Here is a 23,461-nt window from a genome sequence, read left to right as displayed (position 1 = left end):
TCAGGCCCTGGCCCGGACGAACGGGAACACCACGGTCTGCCGGATGGACGCGCCGGTGAGCAGCATCAACAGGCGGTCGACGCCCATGCCCAGCCCGCCGGTCGGCGGCATGCCGTGTTCCAGCGCGAGCAGGAAGTCCTCGTCCAGCTCCATCGCCTCGATGTCCCCGCTGGCCGCGCGCAGCGACTGCGCCTCGAGCCGCCGCCGCTGCTCGAGCGGGTCGGTCAGCTCGCTGTAGGCGGTGCCGATCTCGGCGCCGAAGGCGATCAGGTCCCAGCGCTCGGCCAGCCGCGGGTCGGCGCGGTGCCGCCGGGTCAGCGGCGAGACCTCGGTCGGGTAGTCGGTGTAGAAAACGGGGCTCGTGGTGCGTGGTTCGACCAGGTGCTCGTGTGCCTTGAGCACCAGGTCGCCTGGGCCCAGTTCGTCGGCGCCGTCGAGCGGGACCCCGGCCTGGCGGCACAGCCGGCGCAGCTCGGACGCCGTGGTCCCGGCGTCGATCCGCTCGCCGAGTGCTTCGGACACCGCGTCGTGCACGGTGATCACCGGCCAGTCGCCGGAGATGTCGACCTCACCGAGGCCCGGCCGCCGCACCACCTGCCTGCCGTACGCGGCTTCGGCGGCGTACTGCACGAGTTCGCGCATCAGCCGCCGCATGGTGCCGTAGTCGGCGTACGCCTGGTACGCCTCGAGCATGGTGAATTCGGGGTTGTGCGTGGCATCCACGCCCTCGTTGCGGAAGTTGCGGTTCAGCTCGAAAACCCGCTCGACGCCGGCCACGCACAGCCGCTTCAGGTACAGCTCCGGCGCGATCCGCAGGTACATCCGCATGTCGTAGGCGTTGATGTGGGTGACGAACGGGCGGGCGTTGGCGCCGCCGTGCACACGTTGCAGCATCGGCGTTTCGACCTCGAGGAAGTCGCACTGGTGCAGGCGTTCCCGCAGGGCGCGCACGACCGTGCCGCGCATCCGGAGCATGGCCGCGGAGTCCGGGTTGACGGCGAGGTCGAGGTACCGCTTGCGCACCCTGGCCTCCGGATCGGCGAGGCCCTTGCGGCGGTCGGGCAGCGGGTGGAGGCATTTCGCGGTGACCGTCCACTCGTCGACGAGCACGGAAAGCTCGCCGCGGCGGGAGGTGACCACCTCACCGTGCACGCCGACCTGATCGCCGAGGTCCACTCCGGACCGCCAGCCGTCCAGCGGCAGCACGTCGGCGGCGAGCATCAGCTGCAGCTCCCCGCTGAAGTCCTTGATGCGCGCGAAACAGAGCCCGCCGAGGTTGCGCAGGGCGACCACCCGACCGGCCACGCGCACGCGCTCGCCGGTGTGCCGATCCGGCTCCAGGCCGCCGAATTTCGCCACCACCGCACCGAGTTCCGCGTCGCGCTCGAAGCCGACGGGGTACGGGTCCACGCCCGCCGCGCGCAACCGGTCGAGCTTGGCGATCCGCACGCGGACCTGCTCCGGCCGCCGCACCGGTTTCACCGTGACGGCCGCCGCCGCGCGCTCTTCGATCCGCCGCACTTCGCCGACGAAGTCGTCGGTGACGGTTTCCAGCCGCAGCGCGTGGTTCGCCCCGATGCTCGGCACAAACCCTTCCAGCGCACCGGCGACCAGGCTCACCTTGGGCAGCCGCCGCGCCGAGGCGTAGCAGAGGAACCGCGGCTTCCATTCGGGCCCGTACTTGGCATTCGCGCGGTACAGCGATTCCAGCTGGAAGAACCGCGAGAACACGCTCAGCACCGCACGCCAGGCCCGCAGCACCGGCCCGGCGCCGAGCCGCTCGCCCCCGGCGAAAACCGCGCGGAACATGGCGAAGTTGAGCGAAATCCGCTGCGCGCCGAGGCGGGAGCACGCGTCGACCAGTTCGGCGAGCAGGAACTCGTTGAGTCCGTTGCCCGCTTCGCGATCGCGTCGCATCAGGTCCAGCGAAAGCCCCCGGCGTCCCCACGGCACAAAGGAAAGCAGGCCGCGGAGTTCACCGTCGGCGTCGAAGGCCTCGACCATCACGCACCGGCCATCGGACGGGTCGCCGAGCCGTCCGAGCGCCATCGAGAATCCGCGTTCACTTCCCCCGCCACGCCATTGCTGGGCCTTTTTCAGCAGTGACGTCATTTCCTCCGGTGAAATCTCCGAATGGCGCCGGACCCGGCTGGAGAACCCGGCGCGCTCGATCCGGCTCACCGCCTGCCGGACCGTGCGGCGATCGGGTCCGCTCAGGCTGAATTCGCGGACGTCCAGAATCGCCTCGTCGCCGATTTCCAGCGCTTTCAACCCGGCCTCGGTGTACACCTCGGCACCGCGCCTACTCGCGCCGAGCACGCCCGGAACCCAGCCGTAACGCCGCGCTTCGGCCAGCCATTCCCGCACCGCGGCCGGCCACGCTTCGGGGTCACCGACCGGGTCCGCGCTGGCGATGCTGGTGCCGCCGAGCACCCGGTAGGTGACCGCGGCGCGTCCGGAAGGCGCAAAAACCACGCTTTTGTCCCGGCGCGTGGCAAAATAGCCGAGTGAATCCGGTTCGCCGTGTTCGGCGAGCAGTTCACGCAATCGCAGTTCCTCTTCGTCGGTGCGCAGGTGCCGGGTGCGCACCCCGCGGAAGAAAACGAACAACGCGGCCACCGTGGCGAAGGTGCCGCCGAGGTCGAGCAGCACGTCCAGCCAGTCCGGCCCGTGGCCGACGCCGAACCGGCCCAGCCGCAGCAGCTCGCCGGTGGAGTGGTTCGCCGCCCAGACGAACCGCTCCCAGCTGCTCGCCAGCGTGCCGGGGAAGATCTCGGCGAGGATCCAGCCGCCCACGGTCACCGTGGCCATCCCGGCAAAAAGCACCAGCAGCCCGCGCAGGAACGCACCGGGCGCCAGGCGGGCGGGGAAGGCTGGGCGCAACGCGAGCAGCAGCGCGGTGAGCGCGACGGCGACCAGTTCCAGCCCGCCGATCGCGGCCACGATGTGCGGGATCTGGGCGAACTCGTCCGGCCGCAGGTCGACCAGGTCCGGCGCCCACAGCAGCAAGGCCTGCCCGGCGAGCATGATCACCAGCCCGCCGACCTGGAACAACACCAGCGTGTACAGCGCGGCGCGCTTGCGGCGGCGCAGTGCCGCGCCGAGCACCACCAGCACCAGCGCGATCACCAGGTTCGCGTCGGCCGGGATGCTGAGCAGCCAGAACACCCCGGCGAGCACGTGCCGCAGCCAGCGGCCGTCGTCACCGAGCAGCAGGAGCAGCAGGGAGGAGAAGGCGCCGAGCTGCACCACGGTGGCGATCAGCCCCGCGGTCCTGGCCTGCCATCTGGGCACGGGTGACTTGCGCACGATCGGGCTTCCAGTCGTTCTCGCCGGCATCTGGGAGTTCTTACTCAACCCGCGCCACCCCTCATCCGACATCATCCGCGAGTCTGACCGCAGGCCGCGATCCTTCCTTCGATCGGGGGACCCGGCGGTGGCGGGGTGGGGCAGGCCGGTGTGAAGCTGGTCGCAGCCCGCTTGGGGGTGCCCGCGCGCGGTGTCACGCTGGTCGTCCACCCGGACACCGCACGAAGGTCCACAGCGTCCACAAGGGAAGGGACGGTCGACGACGATGTCTACCCCCGGCACTGACGGCGGCGAGCTCGCCGCACCATACGGCTCCGGTCCTTCGGCGCGGGAATCCGCGCCCCGCAAGAAAGTCCGCGTGCACCACCTGCGCGAGCTGAAGGAGCGCGGTGAGGCGTGGCCGATGCTCACCGCCTACGACATGTACACCGCGGAACTGTTCGACGAAGCCGGGATCCCGGTGCTGCTGGTCGGTGATTCCGCGGCCAACAACGTGTTCGGCTACGACACGTCGCTCCCGGTGACGGTGGACGAGCTGCTGCCGCTGGTGCGCGGGGTGACCAGGGCGGTGAAGTACGCGCTCGTGGTGGCCGATCTGCCGTTCGGCTCGTACCAGCTCTCGCCGGAGCAGGCGCTGGCGACCGCGGTCCGGTTCATGAAGGAGGGCCGCGCGCACGCGGTCAAGCTGGAGGGCGGGCGGAAGTTCGCGCCGCACGTGGAGGCGCTGACCTCGGCGGGCGTGCCGGTGATGGGGCACATCGGGTTCACCCCGCAGAGCGAGCACAACCTGGGCGGGTACCGGGTGCAGGGCCGGGGCGCGTCGGGCGAGGAGCTGGTCGCGGACGCGCTGGCGCTGCAGGAGGCCGGGGCGTTTTCGGTGGTGATGGAGATGGTGCCGGCGGAGGTGGCCAAGCAGGTCACGCACTCGCTGAGCATTCCCACCATCGGCATCGGCGCCGGGCCGGACTGCGACGCGCAGGTGCTGGTGTGGCAGGACATGGCGGGCCTGCGGCGGGGCCGGACGCCGCGGTTCGTCAAGCGGTACGCCGATGTCGCGGGGGTCCTGTCGAAGGCGGCCACCGCTTTCGCCGAGGACGTCCGGCGCGGCGAGTTCCCGGGTGCGGAGCATTCCTTCCACTGACTTGTTCAGATATATGAACAAGCATCACATGCTTGACTGTATTCAGTCGGTGGCTTAGCGTTTACCCACCGCCGCCACGGGTCCTCGACGAGGAGGAGACGATGCCAGTCGCGCGGCCGCGCTGAACACCTCCCTTTGTCGGGTCCTCATGACCAATCCCGGTAATCCCCACCGGCCGGGGGCTCGTTCAGTCTGGCGGCGGGAGCGAGCCCCCACCTTTTGTTCCGTGCGCACCGCTGTGCCCGCGCATGAGGCACAGTGGTGCGCATGGAAGAGCTGTACCCGGCGATCGAGCCGTTCCGGACCGGGCAACTCGACGTCGGCGACGGGCACCTGGTGCACTGGGAAACCTCCGGCAATCCCGACGGCAAGCCGGTGGTGGTGCTGCACGGCGGGCCCGGCAGCGGGCTGACCCCGTTGTCCCGCAGGCACTTCGATCCGTCGGCGTATCTGATCGTGCAGTTCGACCAGCGTGGTTCCGGGCGCAGCACACCGAGCATCACCGAGCCCGAGGTCGATCTGTCGGCGAACACGACGTGGCACCTGGTCGCCGATCTCGAGCTGCTGCGTGAGCATCTCGGCATCGACCGGTGGCAGGTGTTCGGCGGTTCGTGGGGCGCGACGCTGGCGCTCGCGTACGCCGAGACGCATCCGGGGCGCGTGAGCGAGATCGTGCTGCGCGGGGTGTTCACGGCGCGGAAGAGTGAACTGGACTGGATCTACCGGGATGGTGCTTCGCGCGTGTACCCGGATGCGTGGGGTGATTACCTCGCGCCGATTCCGGAGGCGGAGCGGGATGATCCGCTGGCGGCGTACCACCGACTCGCCTACCACCCGGACCGCGGCGTGCGAGAGGCGGCGGCGATCGCGTGGAGTGCTTGGGAGGGCGCGATCGTGTCGCTGGTGCCGCAGCCGAGCTATCTGCAGAACTACAGCAGGCCGGGATTCGCGTTGTCGTTCGCGCGGATCGCGCTGCACTACTTCAGCCACGGGGCTTGGCTCGACGACGGCCAGCTGATCCGGGACGCGGCCAAGTTGACCGGGATTCCGGGGGTACTGGTGCAGGGGCGGTACGACGTGGTTTGCCCGCCGATCACGGCTTGGGAACTGCACCAGGCTTGGCCGGGGTCGGAACTCCAGCTGCTGAACACGGCTGGGCACGCGGTGAACGATCTGGGGGTACTGGCGGGGTTGAGGGCGGCGACGGACCGGTTCCGCTGACGACTCGGGCGGGCGGCCGATGCGCTTTCGATGTCACGAATGTGGCTTTCGAGACGTTCTGCGTCCCGAATGTGGCTTTCGTGACGCGTCGGTTGGTGCCATGCCGATCAGGCCGGCGGTCAGTGGAGGTCGCCGACGGAGAGGGCGATCCAGAATTCGGCGCGGGTGCCGGGTGAGGTGAGGCTGCGGCCGGTCAGGGTCTCGATCTTGCGCAAGCGATTGCGCAGGGTGTGCCGATGAATGCCGAGCCGGGTGGCGGCGGCGTCGTAGTGGCCGTGTTCCTCGAGCCAGCAGCGCAGGGCCTCGACGAGATCGGTGCTCAGCGGCGAGAGCAGCCGTTCCGCGATGAGAGCAGTGCTCTCGACGGGGAGCAGCGATAACAAGCCAGAGCCGGCGTACTCGGCGAAGTCCAGCCAGGTGACCCGCTGGGCGCGCGCAGCCCGCGCGGCTTGCGATGCCTGCCGAAAAGCCGTGGCGACAGAAGGCGCGGTCGCGACGGCGCCGGTGGCAGCGGCGGCGCCGGTCCCGGCGCCAGTGCCGGTCGCGGCGGCGCCAGTGCCGGTGGTCGCGGGGGCGGCGCCTGTCGCGTCAGTACCGGAAGTGACGGCACCGGAGGCGGCGGTGCCGGTAGTCGCGGTCGTCGCGGTGATGTTGGTCGCGGCGGCGCCAGTGGTAGCGGCGGCGTCAGCTGCGGAATCGGTGGTGGCGCTGCCGGTGATGGCGCTGCCGGTGGCGGCGGGAGTGGCGGCGCCGGTGGTGGCAGTGTTGGTGGCGGGAGCGGCGGCGCCGGTGGTGGCAGCGCGAGCGGTCGCGGTCGGAGCGGGAGCGGCGGCGTCGGTGGTGGCGGTGGTGGCCCTAGTGGCGGCGGTGTCGGTGGCGGGAGTGGCGGCGGCAGAGGTGGCAAAGGCGGGTGGTGCGGAGATTCCCGCGTGCAGGCCGAATCGCGCCACCAAAGGCGGAAGTGCCTCCGCATCCGGCGCAACAACCACCACCTCCGAATCCCGCCCCACCCAGAACGCCTCCCCCAAGGCCTCGGTGAGGGCACGCCGGCCCGCCGCCGGGCCCACCACGACCGCCACCCGCCAAGGTGGTGACGGCAGCCCCGGCCACAAACCCCGGATCGCGGTGACCGCCAACTCCTCCTGCGACAACAACAAATCGAACAAACCTGACCGCAACCGCCCCAGTACGTCCCGTTGTTCCCGGTTTCGTTGCAGCGCAAGCGAAAGCAGCGAAGCCGCGGTGTTCACGATGAACTGCTCGGCGGCATCCAGCGCCTCCGCCCGCCCGACCGCCAGCACCGTCCGCGCGTCCAGCGAGTGCAGCACCACCTCGTCCCCCGACGTCAGGCGTACGCCCCGCGTGCCCCGCAGGCCGGCGACCGGCAGCTCACCGGCACGCGCCCGCGCCGACGCGGGCGCCGCTTCCACCGGCGTGCCCGAGTCCAGCACCAGGACCCACCCGTCGACCAGCCGCGCCAATCGGCGCACCACCGCCGCCGGGCCGCCGCGGCCGACCGCCGCCCTGGTCAGTTCCTGCTGACCGCGCCCGGTCCGCACCACCGCCGCGTACTCGTCGGCCGCCACCGCCGCCGAGACCGCCTTCGTGATCGCGATGAACGGCACCTCGCGCGGCACCTCCAGCAGCGGCAACCCCGCCGCCTCCGCCGCCGCGACCAGTGCCGCGGGCACCCGCTCGTGGCTCAGCCCGCTGCCGAAACCGATCCCGGCCACCCCCGCCGCCACCAGCCTGTCCACATAGGACGAGACGTCGGCGTCCAGCGCCAGCCCGGTGGTCAGCAGCAGCTCACCACCGTCCAGGAACGCCGTCGGGTCGGCCAGCTCGGTCGGGTGCACCCAGCCGATCGTGCGGTCCAGCCCCGCCGAACCGGCCAGCACCCGCAGCCCCTCCGCGGACGCCAGCTGCCGGAGCGAAAGTGCCATGTTGGCGAATTCTACCGGCGCACTTGTACAGGATGGCACCTGACGCCGACGCCGCCCGGTCGCATCCTGAGGCCATGACCACCCAGCTCGCGCAGCGCAGGCTGCTGACCGAAATCCCCGGCCCGGCCTCCCGTGCCCTGCAGGAACGCCGCGGTGACGCGGTGGCCGCGGGCGTCGGCTCGGTGCTGCCCGTCTACATCACCTCGGCCGACGGCGGCCTGCTCACCGACGCCGACGGCAACCGGCTGATCGACCTCGGCTCCGGCATCGCGGTGACCAACGTCGGCCACAACGCCCCGGCCGTGGTCGACCGCGTCCGCGCGCAGGCCGCCGAGTTCACCCACACGTGCTTCATGGTCACGCCGTACGAGGGTTACGTGCGGGTCTGCGAGGAACTCCAGGCCCTCACCCCCGGCGACCACGCCAAGCGCTCGGTGCTGTTCAACTCCGGCGCCGAGGCGGTCGAAAACGCGGTGAAGATCGCCCGCGTGGCCACCGGCCGCCAGGCCGTCGTGGTGTTCGACCACGCCTACCACGGCCGCACCAACCTGACCATGGCGCTGACCGCGAAGTCCGTGCCGTACAAGCACGGCTTCGGCCCGTTCGCGCCCGAGGTCTACCGCGTGCCCGGTTCCTACCCGTACCGCGACGGCCTGACCGGGCCCGAGGCCGCGGCCGCCGCGCTCGACCGGATCGAGAAGCAGATCGGCGGCGACCAGGTCGCGGCCGTGGTGATCGAGCCGATCCAGGGTGAGGGCGGCTTCATCGAGCCCGCGCCGGGCTTCCTGCCCGCGCTGGCCGACTGGTGCTCGCGGCACGGCGTCGTGTTTGTCGCCGACGAGGTGCAGACCGGCTTCTGCCGCACCGGCGACTGGTTCGCGTCGAACCACGAGAACGTGGTGCCGGACCTGATCGCCACCGCGAAGGGCATCGCCGGCGGGCTGCCGCTGGCCGCGGTCACCGGCCGCGCCGAGCTGATGGACGCGGTGCCGTCCGGCGGCCTCGGTGGCACCTACGGCGGCAACCCAATCGCCTGCGCCGCCGCGCTCGGCTCGATCGAGACCATGCACGCCGAGCGGCTGGACGTCGCCGCGCGTGGCATCGCCGACACCGTGTTGCCGCGGCTGCGTGCCATCGCCGAGCGCACCGGCGTCATCGGCGACCTCCGCGGCCGGGGCGCCATGCTCGCCGCCGAGTTCGTGAAGCCGGGCACCAACGAGCCCGACGCCGCGCTGACCGGCCGGATCGCGAAGGCGTGCCACGCGGCCGGGGTGGTGGTGCTGACCTGCGGCACCTACGGCAACGTGGTGCGGCTGCTGCCGCCGCTGTCCCTGTCCGCCGAACTGCTCGACGAGGGCATTTCCGTGCTCGAGCAGGCCATTCTCGCGGAGGCCGGAAAGTGAGCGCCTTCCCCTTCTGGATCGCCGGAAAACCCGTGCACGGCGGCGAAACCACCACGATCCGCAGTTCCTACGACAATTCGGTGGCCGGTGCGCACCACGCGCCGGACGACGCCGAAGTCGAAGCCGCCGTCCAGGCCGCGCACGACGTCCGCGCCGAAGCCGCGCGCACCCCGGCCCACGTGCGTGCGGCTGCCCTCGACCACGTCTCCCGGAAGCTGACCGAGCGCGCCGAGGAGTTCGCCCGGCTGATCACCGCCGAATCGGCCAAGCCGATCAAGTGGTCGCGCGGTGAGGTGGCCCGCGCGGCGTCGACCTTCCGCTGGGCCGCCGAGGAGGCGCGCCGGTTCACCGGCGAGCTGCAGCGGCTCGACACCGATCCCGGTGGCACCGGCCGCATGGCGCTGGTGCGGCGCGTGCCGAAGGGGCCGGTCCTCGGCATCACCCCGTTCAACTTCCCGCTGAACCTGGTGGCGCACAAGGTCGCCCCGGCCATCGCGGTGGGCGCGCCGATCGTGCTCAAGCCCGCGCCTGCCACCCCGCTGACCGCGCTGCTGCTCGGCGAGCTGCTCGCCGAGACCACGCTGCCCGCCGGCAGCTGGTCGATCCTGCCCACCGGGAACGACGTGGCGGCGCGGCTGGTCACCGATCCGCGGCTGCCGGTGGTCTCGTTCACCGGTTCCGTGCCGGTCGGCTGGAGCATCCGCGAAAGCGCGCCCCGCAAGCACGTCGCGCTCGAACTGGGCGGCAACGCGGCGGCCATCGTCTGTCCTGATTGGACGGACCTGGCGTTCGCCGCGCAGCGCATCGCCACCTTCGCCATGTACCAGGCCGGGCAGTCCTGCATCTCGGTGCAGCGCGTCTACGCGCACGCCGGCGTGTTCGACGAGCTGGTGGACAAGGTCACCGCCGCGGTTGCGGCACTGGGCGTCGGCGATCCGAACGACGACACCACCGACGTCGGCCCGCTGATCAACACGGCGGCCGCCGAGCGGGTCGAGTCGTGGGTCCGCGAGGCGGGCGGCGAAGTGACCCGCGACGGCGCGACGCTGTCGCCGGTCGTGCTGACCAACGTGGCCGAGGACGCCAAGGTGCTCGCGGACGAGGTGTTCGGCCCGGTGGTCACGCTGAACCGCGTCGACTCGGTGGACGAGGCGTTCGACCGGGTCAACAACTCGCGGTTCGGCCTCCAGACCGGCGTGTTCACCCGCGACCTGCCCACCGCGTTCGAGGCCTCCGCGCGGCTCGACGTCGGCGGTGTGGTGATCGGCGACGTGCCGAGCTTCCGCGCCGACCAGATGCCCTACGGCGGCGTGAAGGACTCCGGCGTCGGCCGGGAGGGCCCGGCCTCGGCCATGCTCGACTTCACGGAAGAGCGGGTAACCGTGCTGACAGGGCTGCCGCTGTAGCCTCGTGCGCCTCGACGAGCGACGGGCCGTACCAGGTCAGGAACCGCCCGGAGACCAGCACGTACGGCACTCCGGGAAAGGCCTCCGGCCCGTCCTCGTCGGTGAACAGGTAGGGCTCGTCGGGCAGCACCAGCAGCTCCGCCGCGCCGGTTTCGAACTGCGCGCGCAGCTCGTCCAGCGACGGGCGCGGGTAGCGGTCCTCGTGGTCGGCGTAGGTCAGCGCCACACCGAGGCGGCGCAGCACGTCACCGCCGAAGGTGTCCCGGCCGAGCACCACCCACGGCTTGCGCCACACCGGCACGATCGCGGTGGCGCGCACGGGCGGGGTCTCGCGCCACAGGTCCTCCGCCCGCACCAGCCAGTCCGGCTCGTCGAGTTCGAGGCCCTGGGTGAGCAGGCGGCGCAGCGACGCCAGCGCCGCGGGCACGGTCGCCGCCGCGGCCATCACCCACACCGGAATTCCGTTGGCCCGCAAGCGTTCCACGTCGTCCGGGCGGCTCTCCTCGGCGTTGGCCAGCACCAGATCCGGCTTCAGGTCGAAGATCCGGTCCACCTTCGGGTACTTCGAGCCGCCGATGCGCGGCAGGTCCAGCTCCGGATGGGTGCAGTAGTCGGTGATGCCGACCAGCGTGCCCGGCGCGCTCACCGCCACCGCCTCGGTCAGCGACGGCACCATCGAGACGATCCGCTCCGGCACGCCGGTCAGCGGCACGTCCTCGCCGAGGTCGTCGGTCATCCGCATGCGCTCATCCCCGCTCGAAGCTCACCTTGCGCCGGTCCACGTCCACCGCGGTCAGCCGGATGGTCACCCGCTCGCCCTCGGTGAAGCCCTCGCCGCCGCTCTTGGCGATCACCGGCGGTTCCTCCAGCAGCACCTCGGCGCGGCTCTCCTCCGCGCGCAGCACCACCGCGCCGAAGGTCTCGCCGATGCGATCGGCCAGTATCCACGCCTCGACCTGGTCCACGCAGGCGCGTTCCACCCTGGCGGCCAGCGTGTCCGACGCGCTCATCAGCTCGGGCAGCCTGGCCAGCGCCTCGCGCACCCACTCCGGCACCGGGCGGTCCGCGGTCACCGCCAGGCAGATTTCGGTGGCGAACCGGTCCACCAGCCGCCGGATCGGGGCGGTGACGTGCGCGTACGGGCCGCCGATGCCCGCGTGCGTGCTGACCTCGGGTGGCGTGCCGTCGAAGGCCGTGTACCCGGCGCCACGCAGCAGCCGGGTGGTGTCGGCGTAGAGCGCCAGCGACTCCGGCCGGCGTGGGTCCAGTGTGGACAGCAGCTCGGCCACCCCGGCCTCGGCAGGCCAGTCGATGCCCAGCGCGCGGGCCGACCGGCGCAGCCAGCTCACCGCCTCCGGCTCGGCCTCGGGCAGCGTGCGCAGCACGCCGATGCCGGCGTCGATCATGATCCGGGCCGCGCTCATGCCGGTGAGCAGGGAGATCTCCGCGTTCCACGCGTCGGCGGCGGTGCGGGGACGGCGCACCAGCCGCCAGTTCCCGTTCTCGTCGGCGCTGATCTCCTGCTCCGGGAGCTGCAGTTCCAGCGCACCGCGGTGCACGGCCAGCTCGCGGCGCAGGCGGCCGAGCACCGGCAGGGCGGCGATCGACGGGTGCGCGGTGTCCGAGTCGGCCGCGGCCTGGACCGTCTCGTAGTCGAACTGCTCGGTGGACCGCACCAGCGCGCGCCGCACGTGGACCGAGACCGGCTCGCCGTCGGCGTCGGTGTCGATGGTCCAGAGCACCGCGCGGCGCGTTTCGCCTGGCAGCAGGCTCGCCGCGCCCTCGGACAGGACCGGCGGGTGCAGCGGCACGTTGCCGTCCGGCAGGTACAGGGTCTGGCCGCGGCGGCGCGCCTCGCGGTCGATCGGGCCGCCGGGCGCGACGAAGGCGGCCAGGTCGGCGATCGCGTAGTGCACGCGGAAGCCGCGTGAACGGCGTTCGACCAGCAGCGCCTGGTCGAGGTCCTTCGAGCCGGGCGGATCGATGGTGACCAGCGGCAACGCGGTGGCGTCCTCGCGCTCGGCGTCCAGCTGCAGCGGGTCCATCACCGCGGCTTCGGCCTCGGCCAGCACGTCGGCACCGAATCCGCCGGGCAGCGCGAACTCGGTGCGCAGCCGGCCGAAGTCACCACCGGCTGGGTGCGTGCCTAGCACTACAGTGGCCACCCCTCGACCCTAACCCGAACCGGGCCGGTTCCGGATGGTCCGGCTCAGTCCTCGTCCCAGTCGCGATCGGCCGCGTCGGCGGCCTTGGTGCGCTCGCGGGCGATCTCCAGCGCGCGCCGGGCGGTCGCCTCGTCGGGGTACGGGCCGAGCAGGTCGACCGAGCGGGCCCGCTCCAGGTGCTCCACCTGGTTGGTCCGGGTGTTGTAGTACCAGCCGGGGTCGGGGTTCGGATCCTTCGCCATGCCAGCAGCCTCGCACTTCCGCGGCGCTCGCGCGACCCCGTCCAGGTGGTCTGGACCACTTGACAAGTGTCCCAATGGTCTAGTCCAATTTGGGGTGACCTGCGTCACCAGCCTTCGGGAGGCACGGATGAGACGACTGTTCACCGCACTGCTGCCGGTACTCGCGTTGCTCATGGTGACCCCCGGCCCGGCCGCGGCCGCGCTGCCAAAGCACGTGCTGGTCGGTTACCTGCACGCCAGCTTCGCCAACGGTTCCGGCTACGTCCGGATGGCCGACGTCCCGGACGAATGGGACATCATCAATCTCGCCTTCGCCGAGCCGACCTCGGTCACCTCGGGTGACCTGCGGTTTTCGCTGTGCCCGGTGGCGGAATGCCCGAATGTGGAGAGCGAAGCCGAGTTCATTCAGGCCATCAGGGCCAAGCAGGCGCAGGGCAAGAAGGTGCTGATCTCGATCGGCGGCCAGAACGGCCAGGTCCAGCTGAGCACCACCGCCGCCCGCGACAGGTTCGTCAGCTCGGTGGCGGCGATCATCGACAAGTACGGCCTCGACGGGCTCGACATCGACTTCGAAGGCCACTCGCTGTCGCTCAACCCCGGCGACCGCACGCTGGCGAACCCGACCACACCGGTGATCGTCAACCTGATCTCCGCGCTGAAGACGCTGAAAGCCCGGTACGGCGCCGGATTCGTGCTGACCATGGCGCCGGAGACGTTCTTCGTGCAGCTGGGCTACCAGTTCTACGGCAGCGGCCAGTGGGGCGGCGCGGACCCGCGGGCGGCGGCGTACCTGCCGGTGATCCACGCGATGCGCGACAGCCTGACGCTGCTGCACGTCCAGGACTACAACTCGGGGCCGATCATGGGGCTGGACAACCAGTACCACACCATGGGCGTCGCCGACTTCCACACCGCGATGACCGACATGGTGCTCGCCGGGTTCCCGATCGAGGGCAACGCGGCGAACCCGTTCCCGCCGCTGCGGCAGGACCAGGTCGCGTTCGGGCTGCCCGCGAACTCGTACGCCGGCAACGGGTTCACGCCGGTGGCCGAGGTGCACAAGTCGCTGGACTGCCTGATGAAGGCGCAGAACTGCGGCACGTACCAGCCGCGCGGGGTCTACCCGAACCTGCGCGGGCTGATGGCGTGGTCGATCAACTGGGACAAGTTCACCGGGCAGGAGTTCTCGAAGGCGCACCGGGCGAAGCTGCCGCGGTGAGCTACTTGCGGTACCGGTAGGGGATCTCGGTCGGGTCGCCGCTGGGGCCGAAGGTGGCCTCACCCGGCGGCTCGGACGAGGAGGCCGCCGAAGCCGAGTCGGGCAGCTCGTCGAACCAGCCGCGGTCGCCCATCCGGATGCCGCGGGGCGGGGTGTCGGCTTCTTCGGCACGCGCGGACGGCACCGCGAACGGCTCGTCGAGATCCGTCACCGGCTTGGCCGAGGACGGCGGGACCACGGGCAGCTGCCCGGAGGTGGACAGCGCCGTCTCGCCAGGCGCCAACGGCGGATTCCAGGGGGCGGGTGTGCTTTGCTGCTGGGCCTGGGGCTGGGCTGGGGCTTGGTGCTCCGGCTGGGCCGAGGTTCGGCGCTCCGGCTGGGCTGGAGTTCGCTGCTCCTGGCTGGCTGGAGCTTGGTGCTCCGGCTGGGCGGGGGTGTGCTCGGCTGAAGGCTGAGGCTCCGGGGTGGCCTGGCTTGCCGGGGCCTGGGTTGCCGGGGCCTGACTGGCTGGCGGCTGCGCGGCCGGAGCCTGGGCCGCCGAGGGCTGGGCCGTCGGTGGCTGAGCTGTCGGTGGCTGAGCTGTCGAGGGCTGCGCGGCCGAGGGCTGCGCGGCCGAGGGCTGCGCGGCCGAGGGCTGCGCGGCCGAGGGCTGCGCGGCCGAGGGCTGACCGGCCGGAGACTGGCCGGTTGGCGGCTGGCTTGTTGGCGGCTGAGCCGCCGAGGGCTGCGCGGCCGAGGCCTGGCTGGTCGGCGGCTGGGCCATGGGGGCCTCGGCGGGTGGCCGCTGAGCCGTCGGTGCCGGAGAAGTCGGCGGCTGAGCGGCCGGAGGCTGAGTCGTCGGCGCTTGGGAGGTCGGAGCCTCGGTGGTGGGCGGCTGAGCCGTCGACGGCTGCTCCGGCGGCGCTTGCGCGGCCGGGGTTTGCGGCGCGGACGGTGCCTGGGCGGCGGGAGGCTGCCCAGGCTGGGCCGAGGATTCCGATCGTGCCTGCTCAGCGGGCACCTGGGGCGCGGCGAACTGCGTAGCGGCCGCAGGCGCCTCCCGTAGCGGGGTGACGGTTTCCGGCACCGGCAGTGGCGGCGCCTCCGCAGACGGCACCGCCTTCGCGGGCGTCGTCCGCCAGACCGGGGCGGGTGGCAGGTTCATCGGCACCGGCGCCCGCGAACCGCCGTCCGACGGGGCTTCCCGTCGCGGCTGTGCGGGCGGGCGGCCCCGCACGATCGGGTCCAGGGTGGCGACCAGCACCGTGGTGTTCTCCGGGTTCTCCACCCGCCTGCCGCTGCGCTCGCGGTAGACCATGTCGCCGTCGGTGTCGATCTCGACCAGGTAGCCCGCCTCGGCCAGCTGCTCCTCGTCCAGGTCCACCAGCCGCTCGTACCGCGACGGCGTCACCCGGTAGATCGGCCACGAAAGCCCCCGGTGCGTGCCGTGGAACTGCGACAGCAACTCCACCGCCTGCTGCTGCCACGGCAGCGACATGCCCTCCGCCAGCGACCGCGGCAGCACCACGTACCCCTCGTCGACCCCCGGAATCGGGCCGCGGTTGAGGAAATCGGCGAGCGGGGTGCTCGACGCGGGCGGCCCGCCGCGGCGCGGCATCGGCGGCCCGAACATGTTCCTCGGGTCCTCCGCGGCACCCTTCTTGCTCCCGCGCCTGCCGAACTTCTTCGCCACCGACTACTCCTTAAACACCAGGCCGGACCGCCTGCGCGACGAGCTCGCCTTCGTCCCAGGAGACCTTCCTGGTGTGCACCGGGACGCCGCTCTGCTGCGCCTCCACCATCTTCCCATCCCCCAGATACATCGCCACGTGGTGAATGGTCTTCGGGTTCGACGGGTCGTAGGCCCAGAACAGCAGGTCACCGGGCTGGGCCTGCTCCACCGGCAACATCGCGCCCGCCTTGTACTGGTCACGCGAAACCCTCGGCAGGGTGACGCCCGCCGCCTCGTAGGCGCGCAGCATCAACCCCGAGCAGTCGTAGGAGTTCGGCCCGGTGGCACCCCACACGTACGGCTTTCCCTGCTCCCCCAAGGCGAATTCGATCGCCTTCGCCGCGGTCTGGCTGGGCGGCAGCACCGCACCGGTGCCCTCACCGCACCCCGCGGCGTCGACCACCTCGCCGACGTTCTCCACCAGGTGCACGGCCATCGGTTCCCACTTGTGGTACCGATCCGGGAACCCCGACCGCTCGACCGCCTGCGCCGCGTCGCCGGGCCGCATGGTCTCCCAGCCCTTCACGCCCAGCAGCACGTCGTAGAACTTGTTGACCTGGTACGGCGGATCGGTCACCTGCGCGACCGTGCCCCAGCCCATCGACGGCCGCATCTGGAAGATGCCGAGCGAGTCGCGGTCACCGTAGGTCAGGTTCCGCAGCCCCGACTCGGTCATCCCGGCCTGGATGGCGATCTGCCACGCCCGCGGCGACAGCTGCCGCTGCTTGCCGATGGTGATGATGAGCGTGACGATCTGCAGCTGCTCGTCCTTCAGGTTGCCCGCGTCCGCCGCGCCCTTGCCCTGCTGCCCCGGCTGGCTCGGCCCGATCGCCGCGTCGCAGCTGAGGTTGACCACGCCGAGCGCCTGCTGCTCCTGCTGGCTGTCCACCACCACGGCCACCGTGCCGGTGGTGACCACGGCCGCGAACAACACGGTGACCAGCACCCCGACCAGCACACCGACCTTCACGGCTCAGCCCGCCTGGTCGAGCGCCGAAACCCGCCAGCCGACGTTCGTGCTGACCACGGTGATGGACAGTTTGGGCCCGTCGGTCGGCACCTCCGCCTCCAGCGAACTGGTCAGCGAGTTCACCGGCACCGGCTGCCCGGTCACCCGGGTGGCCGGGATGTTCGCCGGGTCCACAGTGGACATCGTGGGCAGGAACTCGTCGGTGGTGAAGGGTTTCAGCCCGGCCAGCCACTGCTCGTTGGTGATGCCGTCGGGGTGGTTCACCCAGGCCGCGGCGAACTGCTCGGCCACGCGCATGGCGTCGCCGTTCGGGGGCGCCGAGGTCGGCGACTCGCGTGGCTCGGACAGCCGCGTCGGCAGCGGGCCGCTGCTGGCGCGATTCGGCGGCGGACCGGCCTTGCCGTCGTCGGGGGTCACCGAGATCTCCCCGGCGCGGCCGGTCCGCTGCGGTTGCTCACCGACCAGCTTCGGCACGACCACGCCCGCCGCGATGAGCAGCACGGCGAGCACCACCAGCGAAACGGTCAGGTGGGCGGTGGAGCGCAGCGGCCACCCCCACAGCCTGCGGTACACCGCGGCGCGGCCGCGGTTGGTCCTGATCGGCATGGCTACCCCCTCACGGCACGGTCGGTGTCACGAAGGTCCTCGCGCACCTCGAGCCCGCGCGAAGGGCGAAAGATCACGTGCACCGGCTTGCCGCCGACCAGTTCCGGATCGACCCGGCGGGGCTGGCGCGGTGCGGGCATGGCGGCCGCGGGCGGCGCGTACGCGGCCTCCGGTTGCGGCGCGTTGGCCGGGGTCATCCGGGACGGGATCACCACCGGTTCCGGGTCGTCGCCGCGATCCCAGCCGCGGTCGAACACCGGCGAGGTGTCCACCCGGCGGCTGGCGGGCTGCGGCAACTGGTTGCCCGGCAGGCCGCCGCCGGGCACGAAACCGCCGAACACCGGCATGCCGTTCGACCCGGGCGGCAGCTCGGCGTGGCCGTTGCCGCTGGGCAGCGCGCCCGGAATGGCGCCGGACCAGGCGGCGGCGGGGCGGTTGCCGAGATTGGTGTTGTCCAGCCGCTGCGACGTGGCGAACACGGTCGCCTCCGGGCGGAACCGGCCACCACCGGCGGTCGCGCCGATCGGGCCGCGCTGGTCGGTGCCGGTGGTCTCGTCGGTGTCGCGGACGTTCTGCCAGAACTCGTCCTGCGGGCTGGGGTCGTTGCTGTGCTTGCGGAAGCGGGAGAACAGGCCGCCGCGCGGGGTGGGCACCGCGGAGCCGACCATGCTCACCGACATCTCCACCATCTGCCACAGGCGGCGGCCGGGGCGGCCGACCAGGAACAGCAGGATGGTGACCAGGCCGGCCATCGCCATCTGCACCAGCATGGACAGCGAGTTGCCCGCGTCGAAGATCGCCTGCAGCAGGAGCGCGTGCACGCCGGCCAGCACGGACAGCACGATCAGGTTGAACGCCACCGCCCCGAGCACCTTAGCCACGCGGCGCAGGATGTCGTGGTGCAGGATCGCCACCAGCCCGATCAGCGGCGCGGTCAGCGTGAACAACCGCAGGATCACCTGTGCCAGCAGCACCGCCGCCTTCGCGAACAGCTGGAACAGCGAATACACCAGGCTCTGCAGGAAAGCGAGGAACCCGGCGCCGGTCCGGCTGCCGTCTTCGCCGGTGAAGTAACCGGTCGCCGGGCCGAGCTGGGTGGAGATGTTCTTGAACTCGCCCTTCTTGGCGTCGGTCACCGCCTGGTCGGCGTCCTGGTCGTTGTTCATCTGCGTCCAGGTGAACGCCTGCGCGTCGAGCAGCGGGCGGCCGAACTGCTGCGCCTGCTCGCTGTCCGGCGCGCCGAACTCACCACGCAGCCAGTTGTCGTAGACGACCCGGTTGTGCAGGTTCGTCGGCAGCACCTCGTGCGCGATGGTGTCGGCGTCGTTGGCGTCGATGAACCCGGCCTGGATGCTGCTGGTGGTCTTCACGATCGCGTCGTCGATCGGGTCCAGGTAACGCAGCAGCGCCAGCGAGGACGCGGCCAGCCACACCCCGCCGAGCGCGAAGAGCGCGCGTTTGCTCACCGTGGACAGGTCACCACGCCAGATGTTGCGGAACATCATGATCGCCAGCACCAGCGCGGCGAGCCCGAACAGCTGCGCGTAGATGTTGTTGTAGACCTTCTCCGCGCCGGACTTCACCGCGTTGTAGATCGGGCTGAGCAGCCCGTCCTCCATCACCGTGTAGTGCAGCGAGTTGGTCGCGCCGACGATGTTCTTGGCGATGTTGAACAGCTGGTTGCCGCCCCAGGTGTCGATCGTCGAGTCGGGGTCGGTCAGCCCGGCCATCGGGCTGCAGTTGGTCTCGAAGACGTGCCACACCATGCCGGCGTAGCTGTAGTCGAGGTAGGCGCTGCCTTCGAGGCCGTGTTGGCGCGGCGGGTCGATCGCGCCGACCATGCCGGAGCCGGGGCGTTCCGGGTTGGGGGCGGCGCCGCATTCGGCGGCCATCGCCTGCGGGGCGGTGACCACGGCCTGCACGCCGAGGATCGCCACCACCATCAGCATGGCCGCGCGCTTGCGGCGCTCCGGCGAGGGTTTCCGCCGCTTGCGCAGGTGGTACCAGGCCCCGGCGAACGCCAGGAGCACGGCAACGGTGATCATGCCCGGTCACCGCCGGGCGCTCGCCGGTACCCGCGCACGGCCGCGGCCGCCGCTTGCCGGTGGTGGCTCATGCCGCGTCCCGGCCCGGTCCGCCGGTGGAGCCCGCGGACGCCCGGACCCCACCGCCGCCGTCGGGGCCCCGGCCGTTGCCGTTGCCGTTCTCGTCGCCGTCGGCCCGGCCGCCCGGCACGGGCTCGGACAGCACCTGCTCCTCGGTCAACCCGACCTCCAACTCCGCCGCGAGTTCGAAATCCGATTCCGCGTAGCCCGAGGCGGCGGCATCGTCGTCCGGTGGCACCGGGACGTGGCGGGGCTCCGGTTCCGGAGCGGGGTCGGGCCGGACCTGCCCTGGGGCGTCCTTCGAACCCGGCGTGGTGTCCATCGCGTTGCGCAGGTGCTCCAGGTGCGGCCCGGAGAAGTCGACCCGGATCCGCTCCACGCCACCGGCGCCGTCGCCGAAGATGAACTGCCGCGGCTCCCGGTCGCGTTCGGTGTCGCGATGGGCGCCAGGGCGGCGGCCGAGCGCGGCCACCACCTGTTCGTAGCCGACGCCGACCGGCACCTTCAGCAGCCGCAATGCGTCCGCCTGGGCGTCGTCGTCGTCGAGCCGTCCGACGAAAACGGAGTCGAGCAGGGCCACGAAGCCCTGGATGCGCAGGAAGTCCGCCGGGATCTGCGAGGACAGCAGCACCCGGACGTTCCACTTGCGCGAGTCACGGGCGAAGCGGTTCATCAGCACCCGCCCGGTCGGCACCTCGGAGAGGAAGAACGCTTCGTCGATCCAGACGCCCTTGCGCAGCTCCTTCGGCCGCTCGTAGACCGACCGCTGGGTCAGCCACGCGGCCAGGTTCAGCATCTCCACGCCGAGCGCCTCGGCGTCGGTCCAGTGCTCGCGGCCGACACCGTCCTTCGGCAGGGTCAGCCCCGCCATGGTCAGCACGGTCATCCGGTCGTCGCGCGTCTCCGAGTACGGGTCCGCGTTCTCCTCGGGAATGAGCAGCGACATGCGCTCGCGCATCTCATCGAGGAAGTCGGCGACCACCACCGCGTGCTCGTGGTGCTCGCTGGAGTCGCGGCGCAGCGCGTCGATCACCTGGCCGGGGTCGGCGTCGAACCGCCCGCCGACCGCGCGGACCGCGCGCAGCAGCACGATCCGGCTCTGCGGCATGCGGGACACCTCGTACGGCAGCACGCCGGTCAGCACGTCCAGCACCAGCCGCCGCCGGGTGGCCCCGGCCAGCGCCTTCTCGCGACGCCACGAGCGCTCCGGATCGTCCTCGTCCATGAAGTGCTCGAGCAGCGGCTCGGCCACCACGCGGTACGGGTTGAGGATGCCGGGTTCGGCGTTGAGCAGGTTGATCGGCCGCGCGTACGGGCGGATCTCCGGCAGGTCGCACAGGCGCGACAGCGGGCCGGACGGGTCGAGAATGGTCCAGTGCGCCCCGGCGCGCAGCGTCTTGTAGACGATGCCACCGCCGAGGAACGACTTGCCGCCACCGAGCCCGGCGACCATCGCGGTCAGGCCGGAGCCGTCGCGGATCTCCTGCGCCATCCACGGGTCCCAGGCCACCGGGCGCCGGGTCGCGGTGCAGGTCTCGCCGAGCAGGATGCCGCGGCGGTCGCCCACCTCGGCGGTCGCCGTCGGCACCGCGGCGGCGGCCCAGACCACCGAGCCGCGGCGGGTGTAGGCGCCCGACGCCAGCGGCTCGCCGGGGATGAACTCCCTGGCCATCGCGTACTGCGCTTCGGGGTGCTCGATGGCGATCTTCGGCTTGTACAGGTCGAGCAGCTGCTGGGCCAGGCGCAGCGCGTCGCGCTCGGTCGGCCCGGACACCGCCAGCCGCCACCACGAGCGCACGCGGGTGGCCAGCGCGGTGAAGCCCGAGGTCATCTCGTCGTCGATCTCGAGCACCCGCGACGCCTGCCGCGCCAGCGACTGCGGCGGCTCCAGCTCGTGCTCGTCGGTGTAGTGCTTGACCTGCGAACGCACCTTGTTCATCTGGCGTTGCAGCTCACCGGCGACCTCCTCTGGCCGCCGCACGTAGATCCGCGCGGACCACTCCACCGACGCGGGCAGCCGGTCGGCGTGCTGCACCCACGGGTCGTCCACCTCGGGGATCTGCAGGCCGTGCATCTGGCCGACGGTGAGCACCGCGAGCTGGCGGGTCACCCCGGCGTTCGAGCCGGTGCGCCCGCGGACGGTGACCGTCGGGGCGTACGGGTCGGCGTGGAAGTCGGCGGCGTCGGTGAAGCTGGCCAGGTCCTCCGGCTCCCAGGCCGCGCCCGGCACGGCGGGCATGTTCCGCGGCGCGGGCAGGCCCAGCGAGCAGGACCGGTGCATCAGCCACGACATCTCGTCGGCGTGCGCTGGCCTGCCCTCCAGCCCGGCCGAACCGAGCACCTGGTCGAGGTGCTCGACCTCGGAGTCCAGCGCCATCAGCTCGGCGTCGACGGCCTCGGGCAGGATCTTGCGCAGCAGCGGCGCGGCCCGCTCGACGGCGCGGTCCACCGCGCGGCGGGTCTGCACCTGGACGCCGAGGTAGACCTCCTTCTCCGCCATCGACCGGCCCATCAGCTGCTGCTGCTCGCCGATCAGGTAGTCGTCGAAGGACAACGCGCCCGGCACGTCCTTCGGCCGCCCGACCGCGTTGTGCACGTGGGCCTCGGCCCACATGCGGATCGGGTACGGCCGGTTGGTCACCCGCAGGTGCAGCCAGCGGCCCGCCAGCTCGGCGTACTGCCCGGCGATGGCCGCGATCAGGTCGCGGCGCTGCGAGTCCGAGCGGAACGACCAGCGCTGCGGCGCCAGCCGGTACCAGGCGTACACCTCGTGCCCGGTCCGCAGGAGGTGCCCGTCGATGCTGCGCGCGGCGATCGACGGGGTGTACGAGGGCACCGCCTGCTCGCCGGGCAGTCTGCGGCCACGCCTGCCGCCACCACCCTGCTTGGGCTGGACGGGGCGCTGGTCCCGCTTACCTCGGCTACGACCGGACAACGACTACTACCTCCCCGCCACGGCGTGGGTGCCGCCGCGACGCGCTCGGGTGTTGCTGCCTCGTCCGCGAGCACCCCGTGGCCGGGGTCGTTCGGCCCGCACCCGGACCTTGCTCGCGCTGACCGCGCCACCGGTGCCGGTGGTGCGCTCACGTGGGGTGTTCAGCTCCCGCACCCACATGGTGAGCACGGCGCTGAGCGGGCGTTCGTGACTGATCTTGGCCGTGATCAGCCGCGTGATCACGATGGTGGCGATGAACGCCCACGCTGTCGAGAAGAAGCCGAAGCCGAGCCCGACCTGGCGTTCGATGGTGAGCACGACGAGGAAAACCGGAATACCGACCGCCCAGGCGACGTAGCGGGCCCGCCACGGGAAAGTCGCCTTCGGCGGGCCGAGCCAGACGGCGTCGACGCGGTAGACCTCGTCGTCGGTTCGGATGCGCACGGGTACCTCAGCCCGTGAACAAGCCGGCGATCCATTCGCCGACGTCCACGCCGAGGCCGCTGACCGCGAGGCCGATGATCGCCAGCGCGATCACCACCCCGGCCAGCCGCCGCATCACACCGGCGTTGTCACCCTTGCCGCCACCCAGCCAGAGCAGCAGCAACGCGACGGCCAGCAGGACAAGAGGGATGATGTTGTCGATCATCCAGTCGCGCACGCCCTTGGTGCCCAGTTCGCCATCCTGGGCCAGGGCCGCGAGGGTCATGGTGGTCATCGCTTAACTCCTGAGTACAGCGGGCGTGGCCGGGACCGGCCCGGTTCCGCCGTGATCGCCGAACGTGCCGAACCTACTACTGTGCGCGAGAACATGATGGCGTTACGCGATGTGGTGGTCAAAGCACACGCGCTCGATCCGCCCGCACCACGCCCGCTCCCGCACGCGGCGGGCGAGGACCACTCTCACCGATACCCATCCCCTCCATCATCGTTGCCGGGACGTCCAGGATTAACCCAGTCCACCCGGATTTCCTAGTGTGCGAATCGACTCACCCACACGCGAGGATTTTGGCTACTCCAGGTGGCCGAGGCCGGGGGCGGATCACGCCGGGAACAGTGTGGCATGCCCCGTTCGGTCCCTTCTG

General features: G+C 71.6%; 17 protein-coding genes. 5 read left to right on the top strand and 12 right to left on the bottom strand.

Translation table 11 applies throughout. From position 1 onward, the window contains the following. Positions 1-3,309, bottom strand: a complete 3,309-nt coding sequence (gene lysX / locus A4R43_RS36710) for a bifunctional lysylphosphatidylglycerol synthetase/lysine--tRNA ligase LysX (RefSeq protein WP_418190775.1) — start codon at positions 3,307-3,309, stop codon at positions 1-3. A 265-nt stretch (positions 3,310-3,574) separates the two neighbouring features. Between lysX and panB the strand changes: the two genes are divergently transcribed. Together panB and pip are read left to right on the top strand one after the other, a co-directional pair. Further along, on the top strand, positions 3,575-4,450 hold the full coding sequence (panB, locus tag A4R43_RS36705; RefSeq protein ID WP_113696281.1) for a 3-methyl-2-oxobutanoate hydroxymethyltransferase: 876 nt from the start codon (positions 3,575-3,577) through the stop codon (positions 4,448-4,450). Positions 4,451-4,717: 267 nt separating this feature from the next. Next, complete coding sequence (gene pip, locus A4R43_RS36700) at positions 4,718-5,671, top strand: prolyl aminopeptidase (RefSeq protein ID WP_113698133.1); 954 nt, start codon at positions 4,718-4,720, stop codon at positions 5,669-5,671. Between the two features lie 119 nt (positions 5,672-5,790). Here pip and A4R43_RS36695 read toward each other — a convergent pair whose 3' ends face one another. After that, positions 5,791-7,614 carry a PucR family transcriptional regulator gene (locus A4R43_RS36695; protein ID WP_113696280.1) on the bottom strand — a complete coding sequence of 608 codons (1,824 nt, stop codon included), beginning with the start codon at positions 7,612-7,614 and terminating at the stop codon, positions 5,791-5,793. Positions 7,615-7,688: 74 nt separating this feature from the next. Between A4R43_RS36695 and gabT the strand changes: the two genes are divergently transcribed. After that, complete coding sequence (gene gabT / locus A4R43_RS36690; protein ID WP_113696279.1) at positions 7,689-9,017, top strand: 4-aminobutyrate--2-oxoglutarate transaminase; 1,329 nt, start codon at positions 7,689-7,691, stop codon at positions 9,015-9,017. Then, positions 9,014-10,423 (top strand): aldehyde dehydrogenase family protein, encoded by a 1,410-nt coding sequence (locus A4R43_RS36685; RefSeq protein WP_113696278.1) that lies wholly within the window; start codon positions 9,014-9,016, stop codon positions 10,421-10,423. The genes gabT and A4R43_RS36685 overlap by 4 nt, the downstream gene beginning before the upstream one ends. Here the strand turns inward: A4R43_RS36685 and A4R43_RS36680 are convergent. From A4R43_RS36680 to A4R43_RS36670, 3 genes are read right to left on the bottom strand one after another with little or no spacing between them, the layout of a single operon-like run. Then, entirely contained in the window at positions 10,380-11,159 is a 780-nt protein-coding gene (locus tag A4R43_RS36680) for a helical backbone metal receptor (RefSeq protein ID WP_113698132.1), read from the bottom strand. The genes A4R43_RS36685 and A4R43_RS36680 overlap by 44 nt on opposite strands. A gap of 10 nt (positions 11,160-11,169) precedes the next feature. Next, on the bottom strand, positions 11,170-12,576 hold the full coding sequence (locus tag A4R43_RS36675; RefSeq protein WP_113696277.1) for an RNB domain-containing ribonuclease: 1,407 nt from the start codon (positions 12,574-12,576) through the stop codon (positions 11,170-11,172). A gap of 56 nt (positions 12,577-12,632) precedes the next feature. Continuing rightward, positions 12,633-12,830, bottom strand: coding sequence for a hypothetical protein (locus A4R43_RS36670; protein ID WP_113696276.1), 198 nt, complete (start codon positions 12,828-12,830; stop codon positions 12,633-12,635). A 127-nt stretch (positions 12,831-12,957) separates the two neighbouring features. On the opposite strand from A4R43_RS36670, the gene A4R43_RS36665 reads away from it, so the two are divergent. After that, complete coding sequence (locus A4R43_RS36665; protein ID WP_236808492.1) at positions 12,958-14,049, top strand: chitinase; 1,092 nt, start codon at positions 12,958-12,960, stop codon at positions 14,047-14,049. Between the two features lies 1 nt (position 14,050). Here A4R43_RS36665 and A4R43_RS44685 read toward each other — a convergent pair whose 3' ends face one another. From A4R43_RS44685 to A4R43_RS36630, 7 genes are all read right to left on the bottom strand, one after another. Beyond that, positions 14,051-15,721: a hypothetical protein gene (locus A4R43_RS44685; RefSeq protein ID WP_335645130.1), complete on the bottom strand. Its 1,671-nt coding sequence runs from the start codon at positions 15,719-15,721 to the stop codon at positions 14,051-14,053. 10 nt (positions 15,722-15,731) lie between these two features. Next, a complete protein-coding gene (locus A4R43_RS36655) occupies positions 15,732-16,730 on the bottom strand; it encodes a C40 family peptidase (RefSeq protein WP_113696274.1) in 999 nt (332 codons plus the stop codon). A gap of 3 nt (positions 16,731-16,733) precedes the next feature. Further along, positions 16,734-17,336 carry a hypothetical protein gene (locus tag A4R43_RS36650; RefSeq protein ID WP_113696273.1) on the bottom strand — a complete coding sequence of 201 codons (603 nt, stop codon included), beginning with the start codon at positions 17,334-17,336 and terminating at the stop codon, positions 16,734-16,736. A 2-nt stretch (positions 17,337-17,338) separates the two neighbouring features. Next, complete coding sequence (locus A4R43_RS36645; RefSeq protein ID WP_113696272.1) at positions 17,339-19,381, bottom strand: magnesium transporter; 2,043 nt, start codon at positions 19,379-19,381, stop codon at positions 17,339-17,341. A 67-nt stretch (positions 19,382-19,448) separates the two neighbouring features. Then, a complete protein-coding gene (locus A4R43_RS36640) occupies positions 19,449-22,376 on the bottom strand; it encodes an ATP-binding protein (RefSeq protein ID WP_113696271.1) in 2,928 nt (975 codons plus the stop codon). Positions 22,377-22,382: 6 nt separating this feature from the next. Next, positions 22,383-22,820, bottom strand: a complete 438-nt coding sequence (locus A4R43_RS36635) for a hypothetical protein (protein WP_113696270.1) — start codon at positions 22,818-22,820, stop codon at positions 22,383-22,385. A gap of 7 nt (positions 22,821-22,827) precedes the next feature. Further along, a complete protein-coding gene (locus A4R43_RS36630; protein WP_113696269.1) occupies positions 22,828-23,094 on the bottom strand; it encodes a hypothetical protein in 267 nt (88 codons plus the stop codon). Positions 23,095-23,461: the final 367 nt, after the last annotated feature.

It is taken from the genome of Amycolatopsis albispora (genome assembly GCF_003312875.1).
GTDB classification, from domain to species: Bacteria; Actinomycetota; Actinomycetes; order Mycobacteriales; family Pseudonocardiaceae; genus Amycolatopsis; species Amycolatopsis albispora.
This window is presented reverse-complemented; position numbering and strand designations above follow the sequence as displayed.